Here is a 15,449-nt window from a genome sequence, read left to right on the forward strand (position 1 = left end):
ATAATGGAATTAAAACATTTCTCCTAAGACACGTATTTATACGTGTATATTTGATACTTTGGTTTTGGTCTTAAGTCCCACTAGCAACTGGTAATGCTAGTGGGTTTTTTATTTCCTCGGAAGGTTCCACTTCTCAATTAATTCCGCATTTAATCCACCCTCTTTTCCATTTGGCTTCCCCTTCCCTGTTAAAATTATCCCCGGGCTATGATCTCCAGTAGTAGCGCTTCATTTTGAATGAACAAACTCTTACCGGAAAATGCTACGATTTTATTAGCTGTTAACTCCGTAACTACTTTAAAAAAGGTTTCATAGGAAGCCCCGGCATAAGCAGCAATATCCTGTTTATTAATATCGAGGTTTATAGAACCATCTGAGCGAAGCCCAAACTGATTTTTCATACTTACAAAGGCTTTAGCGATACGAGCTTTAACAGACATGTGAGCAAGGTCGCGCATACTCTTATGTGACTCCTGAAGATCGGTTGCCAGAAGTCGGACAAGTGCAACTGTAAACTTTGAATTCACATTAAGGGTGTTTTCAAGGAACTGCAGATCAAGAAAACAGACAACCGATGGTTCAAGCGCAGTAGTAGTAACAGGATAAGTGGGATCGAGGCCCAACCCAAGATAGCCGATAACATCTCCAGGCTTCGAGAAGCGAATGATCAGCTCTTTTTCATTGTCCCAGCGTTTGTGCACTTTAATGGTGCCTTTATAAACAAAATAAATCCCTGTTACCGGATCATCTTCTTTAAAAACCTGCTGACCTTTTTTAATCTCGAGATTGCGCTTATTTGCTTCAATAGCCGGCAACCAATCAGGAAGAACCAGTTGGCAAAGAAAACAACTTTTCAGGTCACATTTATTTTTACATTCCTTCATGGCGTGGCACACCAAAGATACAACATGACGAACTCATTCTGATACTTGTTATGAAGACTCTCCAAGAGCTTCTTATCTGGCATATCGCCTCCACACCTTGTACCAGTTTTTATTATGAGGATAGCTTCGGTGTTTGGTTCTGTTATTAAAAAAGATGGCCACAAGCAACAATATAAGTGCACCGGTAAATACCGGACTTAGCACATATACATACCCTAAGGCTTTAACCTTCTCTGTACCGATGGTAGCAATCAGAGCGGTAGCACCTCCGGGCGGGTGCAAGGTTTTGGTTATTTGCATAGCAACGATTGCCAGTGAAACGGCTAAAGCTGGAGCCACCCAACTTGCCTGAGGACATAGTTTACAGACTGTTACTCCTACGACAGCAGAAACGATGTGCCCGCCCAGTAAATTCCTGGGCTGCGCAAGTGGACTGTTAATTATTCCATAAATAAGTACGGAGGAGGCACCAAAAGATCCTATCAAAAATAGATTATCCAACGATCCTAAATACTGCTGATGCATAAGGCCAATTAAACCAATGCCCGAAAAAGCTCCGAGAAAGGTCCAGAAATGTTCTCTTAGATCAACAAGTGTCTCTTTGTAAATAATATACTTAGCAGCACGTACGTGCCGTTTTATTCTCTTCTTCATTAATAACGCTCTTCTGGCATCAACCTTTCAGAATTTTCCTGCTCGCCATAAGGATTTTAAGCCGGGAAGGATTAATAAAAATATGAATTCCAGCATCACTACTTTCACGGTGATGATGTTTATAAACGGTGATCAGGTCCTTATAGTCGATAACTCCTCTGACACTGTCTTCATCGATAACCGGCAGAATAAACTGTTCATTTTTGCCCATTACCTCAATTGCTTTGGATAGTGTATCGGAACTTCTAACAAAGGATAACCTCTTGTTCACAAGGCTCCGAACCAGAATATCAGCAGGCAAGGCAGAATGAAATAATGTGTCTCTTTCAATAATCCCTTCAAACGATCCATCCTGCGCAAGGAGAAAGCAATAAGATGCGGCGCTGGCCTCCTGGTGAAATCGCAATCTAGCTTCTGCGATGCTTACATCTCCAAGGATAGAACCTACAGCCTGCCTCATTACACCTGCCACGAGGCTTTTCTTTAAAAGATCAGGCTCATAAGAATCTGGGGTAACAACACCACGGCGGGAAATTTTCTCAGTCATGATCGTATTCTCCATAAAAAGAAGCGATACCATGAATGAGCCCGTACACGCCCCAAGCAGGGGAAGCAGTGCGTTGCTTTGCATGGTGCTTTCAACAGCAAAGGCAATGCTTGTTAAATAAGCCCGGGAAGCTCCGGCAAACATAGACGACATTCCAATAAGCGCAGAAAGGGGTATAGAAATGCCCGCGTCGGGATAGTACTGATGTATTAAAGAACCCAGGATTGCTCCGGTAGCACCTCCTATAGTTAGTAAAGGAGCCAGCGTTCCCCCGGAAGTTCCACTGCCCAGTGCAATAGACCAGGACAGGAACTTGAACAGGCAAAGAGTGGTAATAGCAATCAAAGGAAGCTTGCCAGAAAGAATATCGATAATATTATTATAGCCTACTCCCAATGTATTTGGATGAAAGTAACCTATCCCTCCTACAGCTAAACCTCCCAAAGCTGGCCACCACATCCAATGTATGGGTAACTGTTCAAACATATCTTCTATCCAATAAACCAATTTTGTAACGCCCATTGAAATAAAACCTATTGTCAGGCCCATAAAGCTATAAATAGCAAGGGACAAATTAGAAGGAACGCTAACTGCAGGCATGGGAAACACTGGTCCCGATTCAAAGAGCAGGTGGTGACCAGCAGCACCAGTTACGCAGGCTAAAGCAACGGGTAAGATGGCTTTTGGAGAAAATTCAAAGAGCAGCAATTCAATAGCAAGGAATACAGCGGCTATAGGAGTACCAAATATGGCCGACATTCCCGCAGTTGCCCCGGCAGCAAGAATGATTTTCCGCTCGTTCGTCGTTATCTTACATAACTGGCCCAGGGTTGAACCAAAAGCGCCTCCTGTTGCTATAATAGGGCCCTCTGCTCCAAATGGCCCTCCGGTTCCTATTGCAATAGCGGATGACACTGGTTTTAAAAAAGCCAGGGACGGCTTAATCTTACTTTGATTAGTCAGGATTTGCTCCATAGCTTCAGGTATCCCGTGCCCTCGTATCGCTTTAGAACCATACAATGCCATAAACCCTACTATTACACCTCCGATTACTGGTATAATCACTACGAACCAGCCGAGATTATTGGTAGCAGGACTACGAAACGCTAAATCTAAGGTTCCAAAGAAAGCAAGATTAGTAACTAAATTGATTAAGCTCACAAGAATTTTAGCAACAATACAGATGGCGAAGGCTACCAGAACAGACAATGCAGATATTCTTAGTATCCTGCCCTTTGGAAATTGCTGTTCCTGTATGCCGTCTGATTCATTGAACTCCTTAAGAATGGGAGAAATTGGAATTTTATTTTCAATAGTATTGCTCATATCAAAACGAAGAATCAAATAAGGATAAAACCAGGGACTGCAAAGGAAAGAATAAAAGATTGCAATAGCAATGTTTTTACATACAATAATACATATTTTACTAAAATTAGATGTATTAAGCAATTTTAACAATAACAGAATGCATTTATATTTTTTCATGTCAAAGTTTCAAGTACTACAGGCTTATTCATAACTGCAGCTCATACCTGCGGGGAATAGTTTACGGTCTATCTCGGCATAAAACTTGAAACATCCATCTTACTCAAGCGTATATAACCTGTTAATCAATCAAAAAACTGAATGAAACTTGTTTCAGGACTTGAATTCTTGTGCCAGCTGGGAGTTGAGAAGGAACAAGAAGAGTGGTTACAGCAAAAATTAAGGCTAACGAATGAAACGTCGTTAATTACGATATTTCTTAATATCCCTTATTTTATTGTCAACTGGCTTTATTTTCCATCCCTTACAATTTACTCCGTTGGGGTATTCCTGGCGCTGTTTCTAAGTTTTGCATTAAACTACTTCAAACTTATCAACCTGTCGAGGTTTATTCTTTCGATCAACGTACCTGTGTTTCTTACACTATACCATGCGTCCTTACTTAATCCTGGAGAGGACCTTATTCCCGGCCTTTACCAATTGCAATTGAGTATGCTGGTTTTCCCACTTCTTGTTTTCGGATTCAGGGAAAAAGGCTGGATTATAATTACGTTATTAATCAATAGTTGTATCGCATTTAGCTATCCATTTCTCGACTGGCTTTCCATCGGTGTCGATAATAGCTATTTAAGAGAAGGTCTGGGTGGTATCCTCACAACAGGCATTGCTATAATTGCACTGTTTGTAATCGTTATCCTTAACCTGCGCATCAACGAAAAATACTTAAGAAAGAACCAGATGATGCTGGTTGAAGTTGAAAGACAACAAGTGCTTACACTAAAAGCATTGGATGAATCTGAAAGGGCAAAGCAGGAAGCAGAAATTGCCAATCAGGCAAAAAGTTCTTTTCTGGCTACCATGAGTCACGAAATAAGAACTCCAATGAATGGTGTGATAGGAATGGCTGGTCTTCTGTCGTCAACACCGATAAGCTCTGAGCAGAAGGAATATTTGGATATTATAAAGACAAGCGGACAGTCGCTGCTCGACCTGATCAATGATATCCTTGATTATTCGAAAATTGAATCAGGCAATTTGGAAATGGAATGCCAGGAATTCAATATCAGAGAGTGTGTTGAAAATGTGATAGATATTTTTGCGGAGAAAGCAGGCACTCAAAAGCTTGATCTCGTTTATAACATTGACCCCGAAATTCCAGAAACCGTACTCGGTGATAGTCATAGGTTATCCCAAGTCCTGATCAACCTCATCAATAATGCCCTCAAGTTCACCTCTTCAGGAGAAGTTTTCGCACAGCTAAAGTGTAAAAGCAAAATAGGATCAGAAACTATAATTGAATTCAGTGTAAGTGACTCAGGGATTGGTATCCCAAAAGACAAACTAGAAAGACTTTTCAAGCCCTTCTCCCAGGTAGATTCCTCCACAACCAGAAAGTACGGAGGAACCGGACTTGGCCTGGTTATTTGCCAGAAACTTGTTAACCTGATGGGTGGCACCATTGATGTAAAAAGCAAGCTTGGCGAAGGATCTGCTTTTTCCTTTTCACTAAACTTTCAAAGTTCCCCGGTTGAACAAGTTGAAACTATACGTCTTGATTCGTATAATGGGAAGGTGCTTTTGGTAGACGATAACGAAATAAGCCGTAACGTTATTAAAACGTGGTTAACACGATGGGGATTAATTGTGCTTGATGCCGCCTCTGGTAAGCATGGTTTGAATATCCTTCTTAGCAATAAGGATATCAGGATGGTGATAACTGACAAGCTTATGCCAGAGATGGATGGAATTGAATTTGCTACCGAGATAAGGAAAGTAGATGCTTCTATTCCAGTATTTCTAATGGCGAGAATGGGTAATGAAGTATTTGTACAGCACCCTCATCTTTTTTCAAGGCAAATAACAAAACCCGTTAAGGAAAGGAATTTGCTTAATATTCTTTTGAGCGAATTAAAGGCTGGTATTGCTAAGCCTTCTTACGAGAAAATGAGCACTGGCTCTGCTCTAACAGAAGATTTCGCTGAGTCATATCCACTCTCAATCCTTCTGGCAGAGGATAACGTGATCAATCAAAAACTAGCGACAAGAATTCTTAATAAACTGGGATACGAAGTGGACCTTGCTAATAACGGTGTTGAGGCAGTAGCTGCAGTTCAGAATAAATCGTATGACCTGATATTGATGGATGTGCAGATGCCAGACATGGATGGATTAGAAGCTACTCGAAGCATACGATCTGGTTCTTATGTTCAACCTGAGGTTGTTGCGATGACTGCTAATGCGATGCCTGGGGATAGGGAAGCTTGCTTTGACGCAGGTATGAATGGCTACATTTCCAAACCGATAAATACATCTGAATTGATGGATGTGTTGAAGAATTGTGCGCTGAAGTTACAGTCCTCTTAATTGACTTATGCAATCGCTGATCAAGTATAGCCGAACGGATAACAATATTTCCTAACCATTTCGCCCCAGCCATCATTCTTTACAAGACTAAAAAAGGTACCAATGCTTTATTTGTTGCCCTTACGGTGTAAAAAAATGACATAATCTGGCATTAATTGGAAACCAGACTTTACATTAATTACGTATAATTGTCAACGAATGATCATTCGATCATCTTAAATCTACCTTTCCCTTCGCAGAATTAAAATCAGCATTTAGAAATGAATGAGGAAAATAGGCTAAAAAAATTAAGAAGTTACCGAATATTAGATACGCTTCCGGAGGACGTTTACGATAATATTACAAAACTTGCTTCTTTTATCTGTAAAACTCCGGTTGCTATAATCGCCTTTATCGACGAAAAAAGATATTGGATTAAATCACAGGTAGGTCTGGATGGAATTACCGAAGTGCCACGCAGTATATCTGTATGCCAGACCACTATTTATCAGGATACTATTTTAGAAGTACAGGACCTTAAACTGGATAGCCGTTTTTCTGAACTTCCAAATGTTAAGATGGAAGATGGAACTCGTTTTTATGCAGGTTGTCCCCTGATTACTGAAGAAGGCGTAAGTCTTGGCACCTTATGCGTGAATGACTACAAGCCGCGGCAGTTGTCTGAAGAACAAAGAGTCGCCTTACAATCATTGGCAAGAGAAGTGGTTGCACATCTGGAATTCTCAAGGAAGAACAGAGCTCTAAAAAAGGCTTTAAAAAGGTCGAGACGTTTTGAAGAGCTTTTCAATAACTCAAACGGAATTCATTGCATTACTGACAACAAAGGTTTTATTGAGTTCATCAATTCTTCAGTAACAGAGATTTTAGGATATACCGAAGACGAAATGTTGAAGAAGAGGATCTGGAACTACTGCTCAGAGGGCGAGAAAGAATCGATCATGCCGGGGATAAATTCTTTAGTAGAGAGCGGAAAAAACCGCTTTTCACTTGAAACGATTGTGATCAGCAAGTCTGGCATAAAAAAATGGATCTCCTGGTCGGGTGTCGTCAAAAACAACAAATGGTTGCTTAATGGCACTGATATTTCCAGACGCAAAGAGAATGAGGCTAGAATTAAGACACTCTCGGTATCTCTTGAAAAAGCAGCTGCGGGAGTTGTTATTCGAAATGCTGCAGGGGAGATTGAATGGCTAAATGCTGCAGCTGAAGGAATCATTGGATATAAACTGGAAGAATTAGAAGGCAGGCCTTTCGGGAACCTTTTAATTGGTTCCAAAACAGACTTAGCTGTTGTTGAACAGGCAAAGAAGCGGATAGAAGAAGGAAAGCCTTATGAACTGGAAATGGTGCTATATCGAAAAGATAAAACTCCGGTTTGGGTATTCACCTCAACGAATCCTTTATTTGACGAAAATGGCAAATTGGACAAGCAGGTTTCCATTGTTGTTGATATCAGCGACAGAAAGCAGGCAGAAGAACAATTGATCAAAACACGTGAAGACGCCATAAAATTAAGTAAGGCAAAGGAAAGCTTTCTATCAGTAATGAGTCACGAGATGCGCACCCCTTTAAATGCTGTGGTGGGTATGACGCGGATATTGAAGCAGGAAGATCCGCTGGACCGTCAGAAGAAGAACCTGGAGATCCTGGAATTCTCAGCTCAAAACTTACTTACGCTGATCAATGACGTATTGGATTTTACTAAGATCGAAACGGGTAACCTGCAGTTAGAAAGTGTTCCGGTAGAGATTGAGAGACTTGCAGCTCAAACTATCGAATCTCTGCAGTTTAAAACTGACGGTAAAAACTTGAATATAAAGTATGAACTGGATCCAGTCCTGCCAAAACGTATTCTGGGAGATTCGACAAGGTTATACCAGATCTTTATGAACTTATTAGGAAACGCTGTTAAGTTTACCGAAGAGGGAGAAGTAAAACTTTCGATGGTGCAGGAAAAGCAAACGGAGGAAGAAGTTACGATCAGATTTGAAATTTCAGATACCGGGATTGGTATTCCTGCTAATAAATTAAAAAGCATATTCGATGCTTATACTCAAGCAGATACTGACACAGCACGAAAATATGGAGGAACAGGTCTTGGCTTAACCATTACTAAAAAGCTTATAGCTCTTCATAGTTCATCCATACAAGTAGAAAGTGAACTGGGAAAGGGTACCAGGTTCTATTTTACCATCACCTTCCCAAAAGTAAAAACATTGGCAGCAGTGAAAGAGATTGTGCAGGATGCGCCTTTGGATGGCAATGTCCTGGTTGTTGACGACAATCAAATAAACAGGATCCTTGCGCGGAAGGTTTTGGAGAGATGGAACTTGAAAGTTGATTTTGCAGAAAACGGACTGGAAGCTATCAATAAAATAAAAGAAAAGGAATACCGTCTGATCCTGATGGATGTTCATATGCCGGTAATGGACGGATTGGAGGCTACAGAAGTTTTAAGAAGTATGCCGGAAGAGCGATTCAGATCCTTGCCGGTAATTGCACTTACAGGAAGCGTTATGAGCGGCGAAGAAAATAAATATTTCAATGCCGGAATGAATGACTACGTACTTAAGCCATTCGAGCCTTCGATGCTTTATAAAAAGATCTATCCTTTTTTGGCAAAGTCTTAAAGGTGCAGGAATAATTTTCGGAACAGGCTTGTGACGAATAGTGGTTTTGAACGATGCTTCAGTTTATAAACCCAGCTCCTGAAAAAATAAATCCCTATAGCTAGCCCCTATAGGGATTTCGTATTTTCCAATAAAGACACGGTTTCCGTCAATGTGACTTATCCTGGATTTATTTATGATATAAGATCTGTGCGTTCGCAGGAACAGTTCGGAAGGAAGCTGCAGTTCAAGGGCTGAAATGCTTGTTATCGGCAGTAAGACGGCGCTGACAGTGGTTACTCTTGTATAATTACCCAGAGCTTCTGCAAAGAGTAGTTCCTCAAAAGAAACCTTGAAGATCTTCCCTTCTGATTTCAGGAAGATATAGCCGGGAGCATTCGATACCGGCACCTGTTTTACCGGCACTTCTGATTTGCCAAGCCGTTCTATTGCTTTATCTACTGCAAGGATAAAACGATCGAAGGAAAAAGGCTTAAGTAAATAGTCACAGGCCGCAAGATCGAAAGCGTCTAAAGCATATTCCTTATAAGCTGTGGTGAAGATCACCTGTGGTTTTTGCTTTAGTATTTTCATAAAAGCAAGTCCGTCAAGCAGTGGCATGTTAATATCAAGAAATATAATATCAACATGTTGAACTTCCAGCTCCCGACGGGCATCGAGAGCATTCTCACACGATCCCACCACTGTTAGTCCTGGGTAAGAATTGCAATAGGCTTTCACAATATCCCTTGCAACAGGCTCGTCGTCTACAATAAGACAATTAATATTCTTCATTATCTAACCTTTAATTGTAGCATAACACTATACTGCTCCTCTCCTTCTTCTATCTTAAGATCGTGCTCGCCCGAATAAAGCAGAGCAAGCCGACGCTGCACATTTACCAGCCCCAAACCGTTATCTTTTCTACCTATTTTATTTTCATTACGCTCATTACTGCACGAGTTCAGAACCGAAAAAAGTATCATATTTCCCCAGACTTTTAGAGATAGCTCTATAAAAATACGCTTAGCTGAACTATCTTTAGAATGCTTGAAGGCATTTTCAATAAAAACGATCAGTAGCATTGGGGCTATCCTTATCGTTTCAGGAATTGCCTCATCAATCGCTGCTATTATTTCCAGCCGTTCTCCAAGCCGTATTTTTTCAAAGTCTATATAATTCTGGATATATTCTGCCTCGCTTTTCAACCTCACCAGATCGTCCTTTGAATTATAAATAGAGTGCCTTAGCAAATCAGAGAGCTTTAAAAGCAGAGCCGGCACTTTTTCGTGTTGCGCAATAGAAATTCCATATAGATTATTAAGGGTATTAAACAGGAAGTGCGGACTAAGCTGCGACTGGAGCAATTTCAGCTCACTTTCATTCCGTTCTGCAACAATAGTTACCGCCTGTAGTTTTCTTTTGCCGGAGAGTCTGATCAGCCTTACCAACAAGCCCCCGCAGCAACTCCAGATAAAGAATGGGAACCAATATAGAAGGATACTTAATCCCTCTTTTCCAAACTCAAAATCTGCATGCAGGAACAGGAAAACAATCAGGCCAACCATGGTTACGCCAAGGAGAGCCGGCATTTTCTTCTCAAGTTCCTTGTCTTTAAACGAGATTTCAGTCGCCAATACCCATCCTGAATAATAAAAGAGCATAAAAGCAACAGTGGCACCAAAGGCCAATTCTTCTTTCTCCCGATTTGTTACGATCTCTATATAATACAAAGAAGCTGTGTATACCGGGATACAAGCAATCAACCCGCTTAGCCAGAAGCCTTTTAAATCTGTTTCCTTTTTTGGGGATACCTCCCCTATCACTTTAATCATCGCCTATGGATATCTCTTTCTAAAGGTCCTTAATATTAAGCATATTAAAAAAGCGAATGACCTACACCACTAATTTAAGGATGAAAAGCCCTTATTGGCTGATTAAGTATTTCAAGCGCTTAAAATACTCGTCTGTAATCAAATTATACCCGTTGATCATAATTTTTTCAATCTTCTTTAAACGAAGGCAATCTTTGAGCTAATTCTTCAACCTTAAAAATCATAAAATGAACAAGCCCATCAACCGAAAGCACCTTGTAATTATACTATCTATATTACTGAATTATATTTCATATTCTGCTGTTAAGGCACAGGTGGTAACTTTCAAAGTATCTGGTTCAATTGCTGATTCCGCTAGTAAAAAATCGCTTCCTTTTCTAAGCGTCAGTCTGATTAAAACCAATACCACGACGGCAAAAACATCGCAGAGTGATGCCAGGGGATATTTTAAGTTTGAGAATATTAACGTAGGTTACTATCAACTTTTAATAAAAGGGATAGGTATACGAACAATTCGACTGAATCTGCAAGTGAAGGATCAGGATTACGAACTGGGACAAATTCTAGTTGAAAAAGCAAGCACCGATCTTAAGGAAGTAACCATTACCGGCAGCAAGCCTTTAATTAAGCAGGAGTTGGACCGCATAATTTATGACCTCGAGGGAGATCCGGAAAGCAAATCAAACAGTGTTCTGGAGATGCTGCCCCGTGTGCCTTTTCTTTCGCTCGACGCCAACCAGAACATTCTGTTACAAGGAAGTGGTAGCTATAAAATATTAATTAATGGAAAGCCCTCGGGAATGATGGAACGTAATGCTAAGGATGTCTTGCGAAGCATGCCGGCTTCCTCTATTCTTAGGGTAGAGGTTATCACTACTCCTCCAGCCAAGTATGATGCAGAAGGTTTAGCCGGATTAATAAACATCGTTACGAAAAAAAGGGCAGACGATGGTTATAATGGCAGCGTAAATGCGAAACTCCGCTACCCTGCAGGAGGTCCGGGACTTGGCGGATCCTTTGCCTATAAGCAGAACAAATTTGCACTTTCCAGCATTGCAGGTGCTTCGCTTAACAACACTCCGGAAAATACTAGTTCAGTAAAACGCATGACTGGAACAATTCAGCCATCTTACCTCGACCAAAATAATTATCGGAGCTCAAAGAGCAATACGGCTTACTTCGGTAGCGAATTCAGCTATGAATTTGATAAGTACAACCTTATTTCTGCACAAGTAAACATCAGTGAGAACCAGAATATTGGCCGTGGCCGGCAGCTTTCACGAAGAACCGGGGCAGAGAAGTTTATGGAATTGGAGACGAACAATAAAAAAAATGAAAAGGCTGGCTCGGCTGATCTTTCATTAGACTATCAGAGAGCTTTCAGGAATTCTAAAGAGCGAATGTTGTTCCTTTCTTATCGTTTTATGGGAAACAGAAATAATTCATGGACTGATCTGGATAGCCTTCTCCTAAATGTAAACTCAAACACCTTTACCCAAAATAACCTGGGTCTGCTTTCGGAACATTCTATCCAGGGTGATTATGCGCAGACTATCAGGAAAGTGACTATTGAAACTGGATTGAAAGGTATTTTACGAAATAACACGAGTACTTTTAGCACTTCGTTAAGCGATGCTGACTTGGGTTCGAGGAATGATTTTGAGAATACTCAGACTATCCTGTCATTCTATAACTCCCTTCAATATAAATACAAAAGCTGGGGTTTAAAAGCAGGCTTCAGACTGGAGCAAACCTTAATTGACGCAAGTTTTGAGGGTGAAGAACCTAAGTTGCGCCGCTCCTATTTAAGCTTTATTCCATCAGTAATCCTCGGAAGAAAATTGAGTAGTATTGCTAATCTTAGCCTAAGCTATACTACGAGAGTTCAGCGTCCGGGCATATCGCAGCTTAATCCCTTTGTTGACCGCTCCAATCCTGAATTTGTATCTTCTGGCAATCCCAACCTTGGTAGTGGGTATACACATGTATTTAAAATCGATTATACCCATAATGAAAGGGCTAATTGGAATATTAGCCTGGGATCATTATTCTTCCGTAATATGATCGGGCAGGTTTCGCAGTTCGATGAGCAGAACCAGGTAACACTCACTACTTTCGAAAACACCAGTACCGCAAATCTGTACAAGATCAACATCTTTCTTAATTATCCTCTGTCTAAATTGCTACGACTCACTCTTAATTCAGACATTAGATACATTAGTGCGGAATTTTACAGGAACTCTGAACTAATCAGGAATGAAGCCTTTCTCCAATACCTGAACCTGAACGGTAACTATAGTCTTAGTTCCGGTTTACGGTTGAACGCAGGATTCACCTATAACAGCAAGGGCTTCTCCTCGGTCCAAACCAGGACTAATGGCTATACAGCAACTTCTTTTGGAATTTCTAAAGATCTATTGCAAAAGAAATTGTCAATTTCAGCTAATGTTAGCAACCCTTTCAACAAATTCAGATTTAACCGAGAAGAGATTAATGAAACAGGCTTCTGGCAATTAAAGCGCCAACAGACGTACTATAGGTCCTTGAATACCAGTATTAACTATCGTTTCGGAAAACTAAAGGAATCAGTAAAGAAGAGTAAAAAAGGTATTACGAATGACGATTTAAACTGAGGATTGCTGTATTTATACGCTTAACATTTGGCTTGGCACTAAAAGAATAACATATTTGTGTAACACCAAACCAACCCTTTCCTGTAACCAATGAATAAACTGCTTCTGTTCCTTCTGTTGAGCTTTTGCTCCTGCTTATTATTAGCACAACAACCTGTGCCAGTTAAACCCAGGATTCTGGTAAGTACTGATATTGGCGGCACTGACCCAGATGACAACCAGTCGATGGCGCACCTGCTGATGTATAGTGATAAGTTCAACATTGAAGGACTTGTTTCTTCACCCTCCTACGGTGATGGCACCAAGGGGGAAATTCTGCGTATGATCGATCTATACGAGAAAGACTTACCAAAATTAAAAAAACATCAGAACGGACTTTTGGAACCTGATTATTTGAGATCAGTTACGAAGCAGGGAAAACATGGAAGGGCCGCCTACCCGGGGTTTAGTAAAGCAACAGAGGGTTCGGAATGGATTATTAAATGCGCAAAAAAGAAAAGTGATCAACCTCTATGGATCCTGGGCTGGGGTGGATTAGAAGACATAGCCCAGGCATTACATGATGCTCCGGAAATCCAGAAGAATATAAAGATTTACTGGATTGGTGGTCCAAATAAAAAATGGAGTGCAAACAGTTACGATTATATAGCGAAGACCTTTCCAAACCTCTGGTTCATTGAGGTCAACTCATCCTATTACGGCTTCTTTTCCAATAGCAATATCCCTGACAGTGTTAATACTAGCAATTACCATGATAAGTATATTCTCGGAGCTGGCAACCTGGGTAGGGACTTTAAAAGCTATTACCAGGGAGAAGTAAAAATGGGAGATACTCCTTCCCTGCTGTATATGATGGATGGCGATCCTGAAAACCCGGCACGTGAAAGCTGGGGCGGAAGTTTTGATAAGACAAATCGTAGTTCGAGGGTAATATACAACCGGCCAACCACCGCTGCAGATACGGTTGCTTTTTGTTCAATGGTTGAATTCAACTTCAAGGGCCCTGAAACTAACATTCCTGCCGACTCTGTATGCTTCTGGATGGAAACTCCTTATAAGACATCTGTTCAAAAGTGGCCAGGTTACTATCTTGGAAACGGAGTATACGGACTAAAATATGTCCCCAAACAAGCGGAACTAATTAATTACCGCTTTAACTCTACGATTCCTGGTTTGCAATTAGGCGAAGGAAAATTAGTTGTTACTAATAAATGGCCAGGTAAAAGCCATCCCACTGATTACAAACTCGGTTCCAACTGGTATACTGACAAGTCGGGCGAGCAATTCTATGATGGAAAAATACAAGGAGGAAAGACTGTTTCCAAATGGAGAGAAGCTATATTAGCGGACTGGGCGAAACGATGGAGTTGGTTAAAATAATTCCTTCGGAACCTTCTTGATTAACAGACGTATTTAGCGTGGTGCAAATTCAGGAAAAGCCCTGAATCACACTAATTAAATGAGAACTAAGATCCTGCTTCTGTCAATCCTGCTGTTCCCGCTCCTGTATATATCCTTTTGTAACCAGAAAAAGGCTCCTAAGAATGACAGTTCTTCTTTTCCCACGTCATTAAAAGAATATGGCCTTTTTGATGGACCAATAGATAGGCTGCAGCCTGCTGTAAATGTCTTTAGTTATCAGCTTTCTTCAGCTCTATTTACCGATTACGCTGAAAAACAACGATTGATCAGGCTTCCAAGGGGGAAAAGGATATAGCTGGAGAAGGGCTCGGCACTGTCTTTTCCTGAGGGAACTGTTATTGCCAAATCTTTCTACTATCCTAACTCAGGAGGACGAAGAAGGGTGATAGAGACGCGGATCCTGGAGAAAGTAAAAGGGAATTGGGTTGCAGCAACCTATCAGTGGAATGACTCACAAGACGATGCCTTATTAATTACCAGGGCTTCAAATGTTCCTGTAACCTTCAACGATTCAAAAGGTCGCAAATGGAAGACGGCCTACCGCATCCCCTCTCAGAAAGACTGTGGTACGTGTCATCAAAGAGCTGGGATTCTGTCTCCTATTGGTCCCGAGTTGGGAAACCTTAACAGAGCAATAGTGGGTACAGAAGGAAAACTGGTAAACCAATTGCAATTAATGCGCGCAGCCGGACTTCTTAACGTGCAAAAGGGCGCTCAAATGGATCAGGTCCTTCCCGCATATACCGATACAAATAACTCTCTGGAAAAACGAGCGAGAGCTTATCTGAAGATGAATTGTGCTCATTGCCATAATGTCCAGGGTTTCGCATCTGCACAAACCATTTCTCTTGATAATAATACAAGTTTAAATGCATCTGGATTACTACGGCACAGAAAAGCCATCCCCACCCGTATGAAAACTATGGGAGAATATCATATGCCCAAAATTGGAACAACCCTTCCCGATAAGGAAGGGATAGATTTAATTGAAAAATATTTGAATAGCCTGCCTTGAT

11 protein-coding genes are annotated in these 15,449 nt (G+C 40.9%); 6 read left to right on the forward strand and 5 right to left on the reverse strand.

Annotated elements, in window-relative coordinates; translation table 11 throughout:
• Positions 1-194 precede the first annotated feature (194 nt).
• The 3 genes from J4N24_RS02075 to J4N24_RS02085 all read right to left on the reverse strand — a co-directional run bounded on the left by J4N24_RS02075 (position 195) and on the right by J4N24_RS02085 (position 3,570).
• A complete protein-coding gene (locus tag J4N24_RS02075; protein ID WP_207531974.1) occupies positions 195-884 on the reverse strand; it encodes a Crp/Fnr family transcriptional regulator in 690 nt (229 codons plus the stop codon).
• A 72-nt stretch (positions 885-956) separates the two neighbouring features.
• Positions 957-1,538 carry an HPP family protein gene (locus J4N24_RS02080; protein ID WP_207531975.1) on the reverse strand — a complete coding sequence of 194 codons (582 nt, stop codon included), beginning with the start codon at positions 1,536-1,538 and terminating at the stop codon, positions 957-959.
• 19 nt (positions 1,539-1,557) lie between these two features.
• Positions 1,558-3,570, reverse strand: a complete 2,013-nt coding sequence (locus J4N24_RS02085) for a chloride channel protein (protein WP_242691472.1) — start codon at positions 3,568-3,570, stop codon at positions 1,558-1,560.
• Between the two features lie 141 nt (positions 3,571-3,711).
• Here J4N24_RS02085 and J4N24_RS02090 point away from each other — a divergent pair, with 141 nt between their 5' ends.
• Together J4N24_RS02090 and J4N24_RS02095 are read left to right on the forward strand one after the other, a co-directional pair.
• On the forward strand, positions 3,712-5,934 hold the full coding sequence (locus J4N24_RS02090) for a response regulator (protein WP_207531976.1): 2,223 nt from the start codon (positions 3,712-3,714) through the stop codon (positions 5,932-5,934).
• Between the two features lie 260 nt (positions 5,935-6,194).
• The gene (locus J4N24_RS02095) at positions 6,195-8,564 is read left to right on the forward strand and encodes a PAS domain S-box protein (protein ID WP_207531977.1); all 2,370 of its coding nucleotides are present in this window, start codon (positions 6,195-6,197) and stop codon (positions 8,562-8,564) included.
• A 63-nt stretch (positions 8,565-8,627) separates the two neighbouring features.
• Here the strand turns inward: J4N24_RS02095 and J4N24_RS02100 are convergent, their stop codons facing one another.
• Positions 8,628-9,338 (reverse strand): LytR/AlgR family response regulator transcription factor, encoded by a 711-nt coding sequence (locus J4N24_RS02100; RefSeq protein WP_207531978.1) that lies wholly within the window; start codon positions 9,336-9,338, stop codon positions 8,628-8,630.
• The gene (locus tag J4N24_RS02105) at positions 9,338-10,378 is read right to left on the reverse strand and encodes a sensor histidine kinase (protein ID WP_207531979.1); all 1,041 of its coding nucleotides are present in this window, start codon (positions 10,376-10,378) and stop codon (positions 9,338-9,340) included. The genes J4N24_RS02100 and J4N24_RS02105 overlap by 1 nt, the downstream gene beginning before the upstream one ends.
• 227 nt (positions 10,379-10,605) lie before the next feature.
• Here J4N24_RS02105 and J4N24_RS02110 point away from each other — a divergent pair, with 227 nt between their 5' ends.
• From J4N24_RS02110 to J4N24_RS25815, 4 genes are all read left to right on the forward strand, one after another.
• Positions 10,606-13,011 carry an outer membrane beta-barrel protein gene (locus tag J4N24_RS02110; protein ID WP_207531980.1) on the forward strand — a complete coding sequence of 802 codons (2,406 nt, stop codon included), beginning with the start codon at positions 10,606-10,608 and terminating at the stop codon, positions 13,009-13,011.
• A gap of 90 nt (positions 13,012-13,101) precedes the next feature.
• A complete protein-coding gene (locus J4N24_RS02115; protein WP_207531981.1) occupies positions 13,102-14,391 on the forward strand; it encodes a nucleoside hydrolase-like domain-containing protein in 1,290 nt (429 codons plus the stop codon).
• 79 nt (positions 14,392-14,470) lie between these two features.
• Entirely contained in the window at positions 14,471-14,728 is a 258-nt protein-coding gene (locus J4N24_RS02120) for a hypothetical protein (RefSeq protein ID WP_207531982.1), read from the forward strand.
• 87 nt (positions 14,729-14,815) lie between these two features.
• Positions 14,816-15,448 (forward strand): c-type cytochrome, encoded by a 633-nt coding sequence (locus J4N24_RS25815; RefSeq protein WP_207531983.1) that lies wholly within the window; start codon positions 14,816-14,818, stop codon positions 15,446-15,448.
• Position 15,449 lies beyond the last annotated feature (1 nt).

The organism is Desertivirga arenae (genome assembly GCF_017355785.1).
Taxonomy (GTDB): domain Bacteria; phylum Bacteroidota; class Bacteroidia; order Sphingobacteriales; family Sphingobacteriaceae; genus Desertivirga; species Desertivirga arenae.

Excerpts from the sequence above, each read along its gene's own strand:
- J4N24_RS02075 (WP_207531974.1), bottom strand. The coding sequence starts at position 884 with ATGAAGGAATGTAAAAATAAATGTGACCTGAAAAGTTGTTTTCTTTGC.
- J4N24_RS02080 (WP_207531975.1), bottom strand. The coding sequence starts at position 1,538 with ATGAAGAAGAGAATAAAACGGCACGTACGTGCTGCTAAGTATATTATT.
- J4N24_RS02085 (WP_242691472.1), bottom strand. The coding sequence starts at position 3,570 with ATGAAAAAATATAAATGCATTCTGTTATTGTTAAAATTGCTTAATACA.
- J4N24_RS02090 (WP_207531976.1), top strand. The coding sequence starts at position 3,712 with ATGAAACTTGTTTCAGGACTTGAATTCTTGTGCCAGCTGGGAGTTGAG.
- J4N24_RS02095 (WP_207531977.1), top strand. The coding sequence starts at position 6,195 with ATGAATGAGGAAAATAGGCTAAAAAAATTAAGAAGTTACCGAATATTA.
- J4N24_RS02100 (WP_207531978.1), bottom strand. The coding sequence starts at position 9,338 with ATGAAGAATATTAATTGTCTTATTGTAGACGACGAGCCTGTTGCAAGG.
- J4N24_RS02105 (WP_207531979.1), bottom strand. The coding sequence starts at position 10,378 with ATGATTAAAGTGATAGGGGAGGTATCCCCAAAAAAGGAAACAGATTTA.
- J4N24_RS02110 (WP_207531980.1), top strand. The coding sequence starts at position 10,606 with ATGAACAAGCCCATCAACCGAAAGCACCTTGTAATTATACTATCTATA.
- J4N24_RS02115 (WP_207531981.1), top strand. The coding sequence starts at position 13,102 with ATGAATAAACTGCTTCTGTTCCTTCTGTTGAGCTTTTGCTCCTGCTTA.
- J4N24_RS02120 (WP_207531982.1), top strand. The coding sequence starts at position 14,471 with ATGAGAACTAAGATCCTGCTTCTGTCAATCCTGCTGTTCCCGCTCCTG.